This is a genomic window from Merdibacter massiliensis (assembly GCF_900155395.1).
GTDB lineage: Bacteria > Bacillota_I > Bacilli_A > Erysipelotrichales > Erysipelotrichaceae > Merdibacter > Merdibacter massiliensis.
The window spans coordinates 377,013-392,037 of sequence record NZ_LT699728.1; the positions used below are offsets into that span (position 1 = coordinate 377,013).

At 36.7% G+C, this 15,025-nt stretch carries 17 protein-coding genes; 5 read left to right on the plus strand and 12 right to left on the minus strand.

Translation table 11 applies throughout. From position 1 onward, the window contains the following. Positions 1-36: 36 nt before the first annotated feature. The gene (locus BQ9859_RS11920) at positions 37-582 is read left to right on the plus strand and encodes a PadR family transcriptional regulator (RefSeq protein ID WP_075878373.1); all 546 of its coding nucleotides are present in this window, start codon (positions 37-39) and stop codon (positions 580-582) included. A gap of 208 nt (positions 583-790) precedes the next feature. Here BQ9859_RS11920 and BQ9859_RS11925 read toward each other — a convergent pair whose 3' ends face one another. Further along, the gene (locus tag BQ9859_RS11925) at positions 791-1,303 is read right to left on the minus strand and encodes a helix-turn-helix domain-containing protein (RefSeq protein ID WP_075878374.1); all 513 of its coding nucleotides are present in this window, start codon (positions 1,301-1,303) and stop codon (positions 791-793) included. 110 nt (positions 1,304-1,413) lie between these two features. Next, positions 1,414-1,956 (minus strand): TetR/AcrR family transcriptional regulator, encoded by a 543-nt coding sequence (locus tag BQ9859_RS11930; RefSeq protein WP_075878375.1) that lies wholly within the window; start codon positions 1,954-1,956, stop codon positions 1,414-1,416. A gap of 123 nt (positions 1,957-2,079) precedes the next feature. On the opposite strand from BQ9859_RS11930, the gene BQ9859_RS11935 reads away from it, so the two are divergent. Together BQ9859_RS11935 and BQ9859_RS11940 are read left to right on the plus strand one after the other, a co-directional pair. After that, positions 2,080-2,451 (plus strand): hypothetical protein, encoded by a 372-nt coding sequence (locus BQ9859_RS11935; RefSeq protein ID WP_075878376.1) that lies wholly within the window; start codon positions 2,080-2,082, stop codon positions 2,449-2,451. A gap of 30 nt (positions 2,452-2,481) precedes the next feature. Next, positions 2,482-2,667 carry a hypothetical protein gene (locus tag BQ9859_RS11940; RefSeq protein ID WP_075878377.1) on the plus strand — a complete coding sequence of 62 codons (186 nt, stop codon included), beginning with the start codon at positions 2,482-2,484 and terminating at the stop codon, positions 2,665-2,667. Between the two features lie 193 nt (positions 2,668-2,860). On the opposite strand, the gene BQ9859_RS11945 is transcribed toward BQ9859_RS11940, so the two are convergent. The 6 genes from BQ9859_RS11945 to BQ9859_RS12685 form a co-directional block, all read right to left on the minus strand. Further along, complete coding sequence (locus tag BQ9859_RS11945; protein ID WP_075878378.1) at positions 2,861-3,280, minus strand: DUF2871 domain-containing protein; 420 nt, start codon at positions 3,278-3,280, stop codon at positions 2,861-2,863. A 317-nt stretch (positions 3,281-3,597) separates the two neighbouring features. Further along, positions 3,598-3,828 (minus strand): hypothetical protein, encoded by a 231-nt coding sequence (locus BQ9859_RS11950; protein ID WP_075878379.1) that lies wholly within the window; start codon positions 3,826-3,828, stop codon positions 3,598-3,600. 503 nt (positions 3,829-4,331) lie between these two features. Beyond that, the gene (locus BQ9859_RS11955) at positions 4,332-7,547 is read right to left on the minus strand and encodes a hypothetical protein (protein ID WP_075878380.1); all 3,216 of its coding nucleotides are present in this window, start codon (positions 7,545-7,547) and stop codon (positions 4,332-4,334) included. Positions 7,548-7,673: 126 nt separating this feature from the next. Further along, a complete protein-coding gene (locus BQ9859_RS12825; protein ID WP_268874606.1) occupies positions 7,674-7,805 on the minus strand; it encodes a hypothetical protein in 132 nt (43 codons plus the stop codon). An 869-nt stretch (positions 7,806-8,674) separates the two neighbouring features. Next, positions 8,675-9,295 (minus strand): transposase, encoded by a 621-nt coding sequence (locus tag BQ9859_RS12680; protein WP_235846447.1) that lies wholly within the window; start codon positions 9,293-9,295, stop codon positions 8,675-8,677. A gap of 12 nt (positions 9,296-9,307) precedes the next feature. Continuing rightward, positions 9,308-9,811: an IS110 family transposase gene (locus BQ9859_RS12685; RefSeq protein ID WP_202613497.1), complete on the minus strand. Its 504-nt coding sequence runs from the start codon at positions 9,809-9,811 to the stop codon at positions 9,308-9,310. Positions 9,812-10,610: 799 nt separating this feature from the next. Here BQ9859_RS12685 and BQ9859_RS11965 point away from each other — a divergent pair. Then, positions 10,611-11,015, plus strand: coding sequence for a helix-turn-helix domain-containing protein (locus tag BQ9859_RS11965; protein WP_075878429.1), 405 nt, complete (start codon positions 10,611-10,613; stop codon positions 11,013-11,015). A 29-nt stretch (positions 11,016-11,044) separates the two neighbouring features. After that, positions 11,045-11,569: a flavodoxin domain-containing protein gene (locus tag BQ9859_RS11970; RefSeq protein WP_075878381.1), complete on the plus strand. Its 525-nt coding sequence runs from the start codon at positions 11,045-11,047 to the stop codon at positions 11,567-11,569. Positions 11,570-11,969: 400 nt separating this feature from the next. Here the strand turns inward: BQ9859_RS11970 and BQ9859_RS11975 are convergent, their stop codons facing one another. The 4 genes from BQ9859_RS11975 to guaA form a co-directional block, all read right to left on the minus strand. Then, on the minus strand, positions 11,970-12,323 hold the full coding sequence (locus tag BQ9859_RS11975; protein WP_075878382.1) for a helix-turn-helix transcriptional regulator: 354 nt from the start codon (positions 12,321-12,323) through the stop codon (positions 11,970-11,972). 179 nt (positions 12,324-12,502) lie between these two features. Continuing rightward, positions 12,503-13,048 carry a sugar O-acetyltransferase gene (locus BQ9859_RS11980; protein WP_202613498.1) on the minus strand — a complete coding sequence of 182 codons (546 nt, stop codon included), beginning with the start codon at positions 13,046-13,048 and terminating at the stop codon, positions 12,503-12,505. Positions 13,049-13,068: 20 nt separating this feature from the next. Continuing rightward, positions 13,069-13,254: a hypothetical protein gene (locus BQ9859_RS11985; RefSeq protein WP_075878383.1), complete on the minus strand. Its 186-nt coding sequence runs from the start codon at positions 13,252-13,254 to the stop codon at positions 13,069-13,071. Positions 13,255-13,469: 215 nt separating this feature from the next. After that, complete coding sequence (guaA, locus tag BQ9859_RS11990) at positions 13,470-15,011, minus strand: glutamine-hydrolyzing GMP synthase (RefSeq protein ID WP_075878384.1); 1,542 nt, start codon at positions 15,009-15,011, stop codon at positions 13,470-13,472. Positions 15,012-15,025: the final 14 nt, after the last annotated feature.

Below are 15,025 nucleotides of genomic sequence, written 5' to 3' on the forward strand. Positions count from 1 at the left end.
AAATGATCTTATATAGTTGAATAGAAAGGAAATGTTATGAGAACAATAAAATACGCTTTATTAGGTATGCTTTGCCAAAAAAATATGACTGGCTATGAATTAATGAAACTTTTTGAAGGACCATTGTCTGAATTTTGGTCTGTACGTCATAGTCAAATATATCCTGAACTGAAACGTCTTACTGAAGAGGGTCTAATTACCTATCATGTTGAAATATCAGGTTCCGTTTTAGAAAAAAAAATGTATACAGTAACCGATAAAGGAAAAAAAGATTTTTTTAAATGGCTACAAACTAGCTATCCTATGCGTCCGACCCCAAAAGATGAATTTCGTTTGCAATTATTTTATTCTCACCTTTTAACGCCCGAAGAGCGTTTAAAATTATTAGAATCAAAATTGATCCAACACCAGCATCGTTTGAATCATTTACAAGAAAACAAAAGAGGCTTTGCTTCTATTCCTCCGAAAGAAGCTTCTGCATTTTCTGACTATTTAGTTTTACTTGGCGCTATTACACGTGAAGAAGCTACCTGTTCATGGATCAAGCAATGTATAGAACTATATAAAAATTTTGATCAATAGACTTCTTTTCTATCCTTTCTATCACTAAATGAAAATCTTATCCCAGATCTTTGCACTATGCGCATTTGCTATATTTGTATTTCACATATAATATAAAAAAGACAGGTTGCTTCAGAAGAGACCTGTCTTTTTTATATTGAAGCCCTCAAAAATTCTGTTCATTCAAATTTTAAGGCATCACATTAACCTTCTGAAATACAACAGAAGTTTAGGAATGCTCTCTTCGTGTCAAGAAAACAGCTGCACCTATTATAATCAATAAAATCGGCAATAAGCGGATGAACAGCCATTCAAACGCATGCATGATTGTGCCCATGACGGCCATTTCCGGATCTTGATAATCCCATCTCAGATAAGCACCATGAAATATAAACAATAGGATTGCTATCATGATCAGAAAGAGAAATGAACACAAAAACAGCCAGTGCAAGATCGTTCGTCTTTGATCTTTTCTTTGAGCTAACTGTAAATTAATGAGTTCTAGTTTCTCACAAATGACCTTTATATCATCCGGTTGTGTTTCAACCACTGATTCACCAAGCAGCGTGCTTACCGATGTATCCAATGCATCCGCCATTGCAATCAACAGATCAGAATCCGGAACGGATAAACCATGTTCCCATTTAGAAATCGTTTGTCGTACTACATTTAGCTTCACTGCCAGCTCTTCTTGTGAAAGACCTTTTGATTTTCGAATTGCTCTTATGTTTTCACTTAACATGCCAGATGACCTCCTTTTTCGTTGTCATCGTTATTGTAAAAAACTCCTGCCGTTGCGACAAGCAACACATATTCACATTTCGCTTATAAAAAGAAACATGAGCGCACGCATCATTCATTTGTAAAGAAGGCATCCCTGCCGCGATACTCACTTTTTATGATTTCGAACATATCCTGCGGACTTTCCTTACATCCATTTTTCAGCCACATCTTGATGATCTGTGTAATACCTGCTTTAAAAAAAGCCATATGATAGGAAACATATCCATTTGGAAAATAGGTTTTTGCAAGTTCTTCATCGTAATTGATGATTTTATAGTTATTATCGTAACCCAGTTTGAAATATGTTTGATATAATAACTGATTTTCTTTGATATGCTTAAAAAGCTTTACATAATCATTGCTGTTGATTCCTTGCATGTAATCCTCTTTGTATAAGAGGAACAATTCATTTTCGAGTTTATCACGTATGGTGTCTGCCAAATCATAAATATCTGTGTAGTTTGCATAAAATGTTGAACGATTCAATTTAGACTTCTTGCAAATATCTGACACACTGATCTTATCCATTTCCTTTTCTTGCAACAGTTTAATAAAAACTTTTTCAATACGATCGATCGATGCTTTTTTTCTTTTGTTATTTGGGGTATTCATAAAATCTCCTTTATCTCAACACTTGCCATAAATCTGATGATTGTTTTTCACTTCTAATTTGATTATAGTCAAATTGTATTAAAACAACAACTGTTGTTTTAATGAAAATGGAGGTATGTACAAATGAAAAAAAGTAACTTTATTTCCCTCATTCTGGGAACGATCAGTTTGATCTTATTCGCTGTTAGAATGTGTATGGCTCTCATGCAAGAATGGGACACATTGCAGCCAGGAATCATATTAGGATGTGTTGGATTATTTTTCGGTTTTCTCACAATCTTTATTTGGCGAAAGATGGAACATGAAGATCCTATCCACTTTTCTGTAAAAATTCTTTTTATTACCTTAGTTACGATATTGGGCCTAATAGGACTTGGTACAGGCATGTGCTTCAGCATGTTATGGAACAATATGTTCTTAGGAGTCTTCATCGGCTGTATCGGAATTGTCATATTGCTTAGTATCATTCCCCTGACAAAGGGAATTCATGATTAAAGTTAGAATCAACAAGAAAGGATGAAGACCATGGCAAAATCAAAACTGGTAAAAACAAATGAAAAAATAGCAGAAAAAGTTATGAACACATACAAACAAATTGAAGATCGAGTTGTTGACAGCTATACGAGAATAGAGGATACTTTTGTCGACCATTATCTAACAAAAGAGGGAGAAACGATTGCAGAAGCAAAAGAAAGATTGAAAAATAAATAGTTCAGATATACAAACAAACCATTTACGCTGCACTTTTATGACAGTGAATACATTCCACTAAAAAAGCTCATATGCAATAGATACTCGAATAGAAGTATATGGATATGAGCATAATTATCTACATGGATATCTCCATCAAAAATACTGGGGATATCCATGTATTTTTACATTTATATTTTTAAACAATATTGCATTACTGCTTATCGTCTGCTATTTTGCGTTTAATCTCTAGCAGAACAAGAATAAGAGCTATTCCAAGCAAAATGTGGCCTATTCCAGCAATACCGGAGACCATTGCATCCATGCCCGAAGGCAACATTGTTCCCAACACTTGTATCACACCGCGCACAACAAACATTACAACTGTTAAATTTAATCCTATATGATAAACAGCAAGAATACGATTCGTCTTTGCACGCATAAAAGAAAATTGTTTTTCCAGCAGAATCAACATAAGAAAAAACAAAGTACCCAGCAGAAGGTAATGCACGTGGACTACTCCCAAAGTCGTTTTACCTGTAAAGCCATAGATCTTCGTAAACTCTCTATAAAAAATACCGCCAATCATCGCAAGGACAGCATATAACAAAGCTGCATTCATAAAACGTTTCACTCTATTTCCTCCTAATTACTCTTCACCTTTTATATGCAGGATAATTCTTTGCATCCAATTATCTGTATGAAGGTATTGTCCATTGTATGAACAATTTCTTTTTCTGTCAAGGAATATGTCTTGTTTACAACAAGATGATGATTCAAGCAAATATTTCCTTAAAAGAGAAAACAAAGAATACATGAAGAGCTATTGATATTTTTTGATAAAATAGACAAAATGATGTCTGAAAAAAATCGCAAAAAAAAACAAACAGAGCTACGCAACTGTAAAATGATAACTTAAATTCAATATGCATCTTCTTTACTTTTTGAACTCTATTTTCTATTATTCTTTAACAATAATCCACCTGCAATCAAAAACAAACCGCCAAATAAAGCAATGATCCCTCTAAATACAAATGAATTAAACCATACATCTGGCAAGCCTAAATTGAGCAATTTATTTAATACACTTGATATGATACTAATAATGTCAAGATATGACACTGCCATTATTGCTAATCCTATAAACATCAATATGGAACAAACATTTTCTTTTTTAGTCATTAGGCACACCTCCCTCTCATGTGCAGAAATTATATCAAGACTATAAACAAAAAGAAAGTCTTTTGTTTCACTAACCAACTTTCTTCCTTCTCTCAAACAATTCAAAAAAAATCTTAATCTATCTATTGCATTGGATAGACAGCCTCTATACTAACATATATATCAATCACACAATATTCTGATTTGTTATTATTAATTCTAAAAATATTTTTCACTAATTTATACAGACTATCACATGACATAGTTATTTATATTGATCTAAATGATATAAAAAAAGAAAGCAGTCTTAGCCGCTCTCTTTTGATTAAATGAGGTAATTTAAATTATTGTGGATTTGATCCCCCACCTTTAAATTACCGAAAAATGTTGGTTTCTTATGATCTAATCTGCTCCTGCGACGGTCACTTTCTTATCTAGGGTCTTCTAGTAAAAAGAGGTTTTTGCCGAATCAGCAAAAACCTCGGATGATCTGCTCATACAAATGTGATCATTTCATCATAAAACTACATATGTTTCTTTTTCCTGTTCCGCATCAGGATGCCAATTACACCGCCGGTCATAAACAGCAGCACTATCCAAAGCATGACGTCATTGTTAATGCCAGTTACTGGAGATTCTTTTATGATCTCAAACTCGCCAGTCGTTTTCCCATCTGTATACAATACTGTCAAAGTATGATTTCCTGCAGACAGCGTCTTTAGATAAGACGACTGTACCGTAATGATCGTACTGCCGGAAACTGCTGTATAATTCGACGGAGCCACATAGTTGCCATCGATCAAGATTCCAGTGAATTTAGAGAATGCACCATTGGCCGTGATTGTCAAAGTGTCATCTTTTCCAAAAGTCCACTTGCTTCCATTGCCTTGAATAATCTTATAATCAGTCAAATCTTCGAGCAAAGTTTTCAGTTTTGCCTGCAATTTATCAAAGACTAAAGATTTTTCATGATCAGTAAGTTGATCATACTGTTCTTTAGCTGCATGAATCAAGGCTTCAGCTTTTATATCATCTGGTTCTACGGTTTCTGGCAAAGCATTGATGACATTTTGCGTGCTTTCTGCTTTTTCGATGCTTGCCAAAGCGTTATTGATCTGCTCAAGTTTTCCTTGGAGTTCTTCTTTTTCTTCTTCGGTATAATTATTTCCAAAGTTTTTCAAAGCATTTTCTATGTCTTCTTTTGCTGCACTCAGATTCTCTTTATCTTCCAATTTTACATTACCAGCAGTAATATTCTCCACCCTATTGATATTTTCGGTATTGCCAGTATGCTTTGCTTCTGTTATCTTTTCAAGCAGAGCATCACAGCTTTCAAATAATTCTTCCATCTTCGTTTTTTCTTCTTCGGTAAGATTGCCAGAATTTATCAGATCCTGTATCGTTTCTTTTATTTGTTCAATGGATTCTTTATCAGCTGAAGTAACTGAAGATGAATCATAATTTTGTAAGGCCTCTTCCAGATCATCTGGCATCTGTTCTATTTCTTCTATCTTTTGAAGTAGATTTTCACATTGTTGGTATTGAAGCTGCATTTCTTTGATTTCTTCATTCGTTAGATTGCCTGAAGAAATCAAGCCTTGGATATCTTTCTGCAATGAAATGACAGCGTCTTTATCTGAAGATGTGACGGTATCTAGACTGTAGCCAGCAACAGCCTCTTTTAAGTATCGAATCTTCTCAGCAACTTCATCGATCTTGCTGATCAAAGACATACATGTACTCTCTAATTCTTGAACGGCTGAACGTTCATCCTCCGTAGCATTTGTCAAATCCATAGAATCGATGATGTCTTGAACAGCATCGAGTTCATCGGTATTTTCAGAAGTAACATTTTCAAGAGTTAGATCTTTAAGAATAGCTTCAAGGCTGCTGATAGGTTTCATGGCCACGGTATATTCCGTTTTATTTCCAGCCTTGTCGGTAGCAACGATGGTATAATTATCTTCCACATTTCCTGGAAGCACAAAAGTGTTAGTATCCTGTTTCTTGTTATTCAAGGTAACAGCCTCGAGATTTTCATCCGTTACCATGACGTTTTGTGTAGTATAATAAGTATTTCCATCTTTAACACCCGCTATCGCTGGTTTAGTTGTGTCAAATGTTGCTCCTGCAGCAAAATAGGTTCGGTTTCCAGATAAATCTGTTAGACGAACATAATAAATAAAAGTCTCTCCATCCTTTACTTTTTCAGTAATCGGTCCGGTATAAGGAACCCAGTCTTGAATCTCATGCTCTACATAATAATAATCTATAACATTTGTGCTGCGGTAATACTCAATACTTTTTAGGTCTCGACCAACATCCCACCCTGTGATAGCAATTTCCACATCCTCATTGACAAATCTGTTAATGTCCTTATTATCCTCTAGTTTATGATGATCTTCTTTTACAGATTTACCTTGGAAAGTGATATCTCCATCTGGATTAGTCCAATCACTGACATTGTTTACTTGAATATTAGTATCTGACGTCACAGTATAACGATAGATACCTTGACCATCCGCAGACAACGGCTGATCATTCACAGTTACCATATCACCCCATGTAAATTCAAAACCTGGTAGAATCTCTACAGTGAACTCAATCGGCGTATTGTAAGCGACTGATGACTCCCCATTGTAGTGAACCACATAGCCTTCTCCAGAAGAAATCGTCACCGTATATTTGCGTTCGCTCTCTGTAAATTTTGCAGTGTATTGTGTAGGACTCTGGATTTCTGAAAGATCAGGAGTCCAAGTGTCAAAGGTATAAACAGTGTTTTCTGTCATCTCCTTTACTGGATCATCATGTGTTGGCACGGTTCCCTTTTCAGTATAAGTAATTTCATCAACCTTACCATCACCATCTGTATCCCAAAGCGTCTGGTACTCAACTTTTCCAGAAGGGCTCGCCCCACTCAAGCTGCTGCCCATATTAAACCGCAAAGTCCCATTGTTGGTAAATGTTTGATCTCCCACATTCAACTCTGCATTATCATTGATGGTCAAGACTTCATCTGCAGCAATCGTAAGAGCTTCTATAAGGTGATAGCCCCCATACACGGTACCATTGCTGCCTATCCAAACAAGAAGGTTTAAATCTGCTTCATTGTATTTACCAGAAAGACCCGTACAGTTAAGCACAGGGCCATTTGTACCATCGGCTGTAAATTGCTCATCAACATTTACATTATCCAGTACCATGGTACCACCGTTCAAGGCAAAGTTATTTGCAGTCAGACCCTTAGCTTGACCTTTCAGGCCTTCACCAGTATTGACTGTACCTCCGTTCATTTCCAAGGAGTTGACAGAAAAGGCACCCCATCCAGATGTAGAGGTAACACTGCCCCCATTGATAATGAGGCTTCCTGTGTCATTTTGACCGTTACGAGATCCGATACCTGCTGCCTGATGTGCCGTAGTCCACCATCCACCGGCCGATGTACCCTTTGCCAAAACATTACCCCTATTAATAACAATCGTCCCAACGTCTGAAGACTTTATGTAGCCACTATCATCATAATCGCCAATTCCAGGCGAAGCCGCTACATCATTGTTTCCAGGTTCCCGAGACGTACCATATGCTTCAATATTTCCACCATTAATGGTGAGCGTCGTCGTCTGAGGAACATAAATTCCTGAATAGCAGGTTGCCGCACTGCCATAACCTGTAAAATAAGTATAGCTATAACCTGTCGCAATTAACTGACCGGTTTGTGCCGACTGACCATAAATGGTCAAGGAACTATTTTGATTTAGCTTTATCGTTGAGGTTTTCAGTGTAACTCCATCCGCTAAAATCAGATTTACGTCCCCATAGACTTCAAGATAATTCGCCGAAATAGTCGTGCTTTCTAATGCGGCATATCATGTTGTCTGTCCATTGGCACCCATAGACGTGATATTTTGAACAAGCGTTGGGTTATTGATCGTCTGCACATCCCCATTTTCATCCGAATAAGTCACATCTCCATCTTCTGCAAATACAGTTACAGGCATTATGCCCATCACTAATATCAGTGATAAGAACACTGCTAAAAACGTCTTGATGTTTTGTGTTGTACCATGAAATTACCCCCTTTAATTCATGAATTCATGTTTTAAGATTTATTCAATAAAATATTATCAGAACATAAAGCAACTTTCAAATATTTAAGCTATATTTTTACATTCCCTTATAAATAATTTTCCATCTTTCCTATTGTAAACTCGCAATTTATTTTTAATTAGCAATCTTTTTTATATTTTTGTAATCTGTATCAAAACTGTGTTAAAAAAAAGTTAATTGAATTTATAGACATTAAAATTAGTATAACTACAGCATTTTATACATGAAATTGTAGGTTTGTAAATGATGTATTACACATTTGATAACTTAACGATTGTATCATTTGGAGATAAATAACCAAGAGGTCTCATTGGTCTGTTATTGGATCTTTTCAGGTATTTCTTTAATTGTATCTGTGCATCTTCTATGGAATAAAACGTTATTTTGTTATAAAACCTTTTTTGATCTTCTCTATGGCTCCTCTCTGTTATGAAATGACGATTGTCAAGTAGAAATATCATTTTCCTTTGATAATCGCCTATTTGTTTAAATCAAGGACATTAGACAGGAAACTTCTGTACAGAATTATCGGTGGTTGGCCACTCTGTTATTCGTGGATTGGTTACCTCAGGTCAATGGTTTCACCGCAAGTTTCATTGTCTACCATCGTGAATCAATTCTTATGGATATAAGGATTGTCTACATAGAGAGGTCTTGAATAACTTTAACCTTCCGTTTCTAGAAATTCCCTGTCCAATGTCCTTGATTCGTTTCTACTTCTTTTACTTCATTAAATTCTTTGATTTGTTAATTTTTCTTCTTATTTACTTAATTCCATACGATCTGTCATGATTCCCCATACAAAACATGCAAGTTCTCTTGCTACAGCTACTTTTGCCACATTGTAGCTTTTTCCTCTTGCTATCATTCGATAATACTTTCTTCTTAACCTTTCGTTGCAGCGATCGGCATAGGCAATCACTTCATTGCTGCACTTTGACTGCCGAGCTTTCAGATCTTTTGATTTGAATCCAATTTGGCCCCTTGTATATCCTTGTGCTGATTCGACCACTAATTTCCTTAAATGACGGTTTCCTGCTTTCGTGATACCTAGTCGATTTTCTTTTTCACCAGATGAATCTTCTCCTGGTATCAGTCCCAGATATGCAGCGAATACATTTCCTTTTGTAAAGCGTGTGAAGTCACTTGTTTCCACGATCAAAGACAGTGCCGTATGTGTCTTGATTCCAATCAGGCATTGTAACTGCTGCACCTTCTCTACATATTCTTCTTTCGTTGATATTTCTTCAATACGCTTATCGAGGGCTTCTACTCGATCGATTAGATGATGGTATTCGATCATGTATTCATCCAGTGTTTCATTCAGAAATTCTTCTTGGAACGCTGTAGCCTTGATCCAATCCAAATGTTTCTTGTCCAATAACTTTTTCCATCAAATTGCTTTCCATTTCGTGTCATCAATGAAATGATCTGCTGTTTGATTTTTTTTTAAGTTTTCATGAATATCATCACGCATACGAATATATTCCTTCACAGAGTTATCCAATTCGTTTGGAATATGTACAGCAGAATATCCACCATAGGCAAGACATTCGGCAATCATTCTGGCGTCTCTGTAATCGTTTTTGATTTTACGGCCGCCTTTTTCCGTCTTCATGGTTGTTGGCGCCAAGATAACACAATCAATGCCCTTGTCTTTCAATTCGCGATACAAAGAATACCCTAAGCATCCAGCTTCATAGCCACAAGTAATTCTCAATTCATCATTTTCGTTTTTTCTCTTGAAGGTATCAATAACTCGAACAATGTTTTTAACATTTGGTTTTACCTGAGTAACAAAGTGAACAGTGCCTTTATTCTCAAAAGATGGTTCAAAAATACATAAAGTATAGTTTGTAGTATGGACATCCATGCCAATTTTGATTATTCTATTCATAGGTAACCCTCCTTATTTGTTTGCGGTAATCCCACAATACTATGAATTTTTTCTAATCAAAGTATAATGGTAAATCCACGTTTCAACAAATTAAGGATGGTTACTTTTTTTGTACCACCTCCGTCATTTCATATTGTCTACATTAGATGCATAAAAGTTATGTCTAATGCACTTGACCATTTCATTTCCTAAATGGTCGATGGCAATATTTGTTCCTAACACCCCTTGCCAAGCCATAAGCTATTGGGAAATCACAAAGTAGTAATCAGCTTACTTACATCATAGGAATCTCACCTCTGCCGGGTTCTCCGCCAGCTCCGTAGAGAAGTATCATTATCATTTGGGTTGTCATTGCCAATATCAAAGGCTATTTGATAGTTATATCAGGAGTTCTCGCTTAGCCTATATCCATCATAGGGTCATCGCGTACCTGATAAAGTAGCTAAAGTCACCCAAAGTAAAGTCTTTGTGACCTGTATATTCGATTTTCAAATAACAAGCGAAGAGAAGATAAAACTAGTCCCTTCACCTATTTAGACAAGCACCCCTGAAATGGACACCCAAATATGCCAAATATTTCTTATTTTTTTGAAAATTTTTAATCTTGCGCCTATTTAGAACTCGAAAACAGATGGTATAATAAGAACATTAAAGATCGATCAAATTGGAAGTTGTATAAATTAAAATCAGTAGAATAGTGAGTAAACCATGAGTCTACAAAACTAAACTAGAGGTCGGTTGAGAGGATCAAAAAGGAGGTGATATGATGCAGGCATCAAAAGAAAGGAGCCAAGAAAATATGAAGAAGAAAACACTTGGTATGATGATAGCGTCATTAAGAAAAGAAAATGGCATGACACAGTTTGAACTTGCGGAGAAAATGGGAGTGACGGATAAAGCTGTATCCAAATGGGAACGAGATCTTTCTTGTCCTGATGTAAATACGATTCCTAAACTTGCAGAAGTATTTGGAATCAGTGTTGATGAATTGATGCAGATCAAAGCCGAATCACAGAATGAAACCAGGAAAGATATAACACCGATGATCCATATGATTATGAAAGCAATTGCACTTGCAATGGGTGTAGGTGTCGTTGTTCTTTCTATTCTCAAGGAACTAGATGTCAATTCGGGAATGGGAATGCTTGGAATAGGTCTTGCTTGTCTTGCAATAACTTCTCTTGCAAAGAAAGATGAAGAATAATAAATTCCAACTTGTTGAGGAAATAGTATATGAATACTTTGATTATATATGGCAGTCAGTATGGCACAACAAAACGATATGCAGAAAAATTGGCAGAAATATCACATTTTCCAGTTACCAGCTATGAAGATGTAAAGACATTAGATGATTATGAGCAGATAATTTATTTTGGCGCTTTATACGCAGGCGGTGTCAAAGGTTTAAAGAAAACAGTTAGCAGAATGTCTCCAAATACAAAGCTGATAATCGTGACCGTGGGATTAGCTGATGTATCGGATAAAGAAAATATAAGCAACATCCAAAATTCCATAAGAAAACAAGTGCCAGAGAATCTACTAAAAGCTTCATCTGTATTTCATTTAAGAGGCGGCATAGATTACAGTAAATTAAATTTCAAGCACAAGACTATAATGAAAATGTTATATCATTCGCTTAAAAATAAGCCGATCGAAAACCTTACGCAAGAAGACAAAGCACTGATAGAAACCTATAATAAAAAAGTAGATTTTGTTGATTATGATTCACTAAACCAAATTGTAGAGGTGATTCGATAAACCCATAATCATAATTCATAGAATTCTTATACGTACCCGTCGCACATTTCTCACTTCTTTTATCTATGACTATAATGAAATCATAAATGAGTGGTGAAGATGTTCTTTAATAAGAAATATTGGTTACATCTATCTAAAGATGAATATGACTTGATTATTCATTGTTTGATCAATTTAAAGAGTGATCTCATCAGACAAGGAAGATATACTGATGCGGTTGATGATATCCTCATCAAAATGTTGAAATGTAAAAGAGTTTCGTTATAAAAAACAAACCCTCTGTTTTGAAGATGCTCGCTTCAATTCAGAGGATTTTTTGTGTTTAATCTAATGTACTAGTATTAAAAAAAGAGCTCCCTGCATACAATACAGAAGCTCATTTTTGGCTAAATTTTCCCTCTTATAACGATGGCACAGATGCAGTAAGCACAATGACAAGTGCTGCAATCGCAATAATGATCACAAATACTACAAAGGCAATACCAATGACTTTAAGTACCTTCATAATGGCATTAACGACGATCTCAGTATCGCTGACTTTTTTGACGATGATATTTTGGATATCGTTGTTTAAAAGATCATCAATACTGACATTAAAGGCTTTTGACAAGAGTTTTAGTTGTTCGGGATTAGGTGCTGTTTCTTCTAACTCCCAATTGGATATCGTCTGTCTTGTAACACCAATGATATCGCCTAGTGCTTCTTGCGAAAGATTTGCTTCCTTTCTTAATCTTAAGATATTTTCACCTAACATAATGTTATCCTCCTTAGTCATCACTATATCCAATTTTCTATTTTACCTTCTAGCGAAGGTCTTTGGAATTGTGTCAAAGATATTTAACATTGGTAAATTTAAAGGTATATGAACTTGTTTCCCTTCAATAAATGAATGTCTAAAGACTTTAAAAGGAACATCCGAAGACATCCCTTTGATTATGATTTCACTTTTGCTGGATTACCAAATGCTATCGAATTGCTTGGAATATCTTTTGTTACAACACTCCCGGCACCAATAACTGAGTTATCTCCAATTGTAACTCCAGGCAATATAGTACAATTTCCCCCGATCCAGACATTTTTGCCAATAGTTACAGGTTTCCCGAATTCAACACCCGCAATCCTTTCTTCTAGATCTAGTGAATGGCAAGCAGTATAAATATGGGTGTTTGGTCCGATCAAAGTATGTTCTCCTATTTTTACAGGGCAAACATCTAGTATCACACAGCCATAGTTAAGCATTACGTTTTTTCCGATAGAGATATTGTATCCATAATCACAGTAAAAAGGTAGTTTGATCCAAAATACGCCATCAGTATTGATTAATTTTCTCATCAATCGTGATTTCATATTTATCTCATCGAAACTTCTCTTGTTATACTTGGTACATATTCTGCTTGCTCGTGCTCGATCAAGAACAAGTTTGGAATCAGCCGGATTGTATTTTTCTCCAGCTATCATTTTTTCTTTTTCTGTTTTCAATCTTATGGTTCCTTTTAATGCTATAAACTATTCTTATCTTTTTTGATTAAAGAACCTATTCCCAAGCCCAAGCATAAACTTATGTCTACACCAAAACATATACATAAAGGGATGTTGTCAGTAAAAATACCTACAACAACTCCCAATGATGTTCCAATACACATTCCTATTGACATTCCTTCTAACATATAAGTTTTTGGTTTCATCTTTAATCTCTTTCTTATTATCCATAATCATCCCTTTTAAAAAAACTAATTTTAACACCTTTAACTACAAGCCAAATGGAACAATTGCAACTGTTGCAAAAACGATTTTGAGATAAATCGTTGCAAAATCGTTGCAAAAATCCTCTTAAGAATAATAATCACGTGGCTAGCACCGATAAATAAAGGCTTTTTGACAACGTCCAAGCCGAATACTACTATTCGAACTCAATCGTTCCCGGAGGCTTCGATGTAATGTCGTAGACAACGCGGTTAACGTGTGCAACTTCGTTGACGATGCGGTTGGAGATGATATCAAGCACGTCATATGGGATCTTTGCCCAGTCTGCGGTCATGCCGTCAATCGATGTTACGGCACGGATAGCTACTGCATAGTCATAGGTTCTCTGATCGCCCATGACACCGACAGAACGCATGTTGGTCAGGCAGGTGAAGTACTGCCAAATTTCTTTCTGCAGCCCTGCTTTTGCAATCTCTTCACGTAAGATCGCATCGGATTCACGCACGATCTCCAGTTTTTCTTCGGTGATATCCCCTAAGATACGGATTCCCAGCCCAGGTCCTGGGAACGGCTGACGCCATACCATTTCTTCCGGCAAACCAAGTTCCATGCCTAATGCACGAACTTCGTCTTTGAACAAGGTGTTCAACGGTTCGATCAATTGGAACTGCATATCTTCCGGCAGACCGCCGACATTGTGATGCGACTTGATTGTCTGCGCAGTCTTTGTACCGCTTTCGATCACATCGGTATACAACGTACCTTGTGCCAGCCATTTGATATCTTCACCAACTACCAGCTTCTTCACTTCTTCATCGAATGTATAAACGAATTCGTTGCCGATGATCTTGCGTTTCTTTTCCGGATCGCTGACACCGGCCAATTTGCTTAAGAAACGATCTTTGGCATCGATCTTGGTCAAGTTGATCTTCATGTTCTTGCCAAACATTTCAACAACGCTTTCGGCCTCGCCTTTACGCAGCAATCCGTGATCGATGAACATGCAGTAAAGCTGTGGACCGATTGCTTTATGCAACAATGCCGCTACGACACTGGAATCTACTCCGCCTGACAATGCTAACAGCACTTTGTCTTCTTTGACCTGTGCACGGATCTTTTCTACTTGTACTTCAATAAAGTCATGCATGGACCAGTCGTCTTTTGCCTGACACACTTCAAATACGAAGTTGCGCAGGATGTCATTTCCATACACGGAATGACGAACTTCCGGATGGAACTGCAGCGTATAGATCTTCTTTTCATCATTGGCGCTTGCTGCATATGGACAAGTTTCACTGCTTGCGACTGCATGGAAGCCAGGTGCCAATGCAGAAACCTGATCGCCGTGTGACATCCATACCACTTGTTCCTGCGGCAGACCTTTGAACAGTGGACAGGTCGTATCGGCTTTGATCTGCGTACGGCCGTATTCTTTTGCCTCACAGGATTTGACATTGCCGCCATTCATGTAATGTGTCATCTGCATGCCATAACAGATGCCCAAGATCGGAATACCGGATGTAAAGATCGCCGGATCACAGTACAGCGCATCTTTATCATACACACTGTTTGGACCGCCGCTGAAAATGATGCCTTTGACATCGCCCAGCGCTTTGATTTCCTCTAAGGTCATCGTATGGGGATGCAGTTCCGAATACACATGAAATTCACGTATTCTGCGGGCAATCAGCTGATTGTATTGACTGCCGAAATCTAAAACAATAATCTTATCTGACATTGTGGACACTCCTT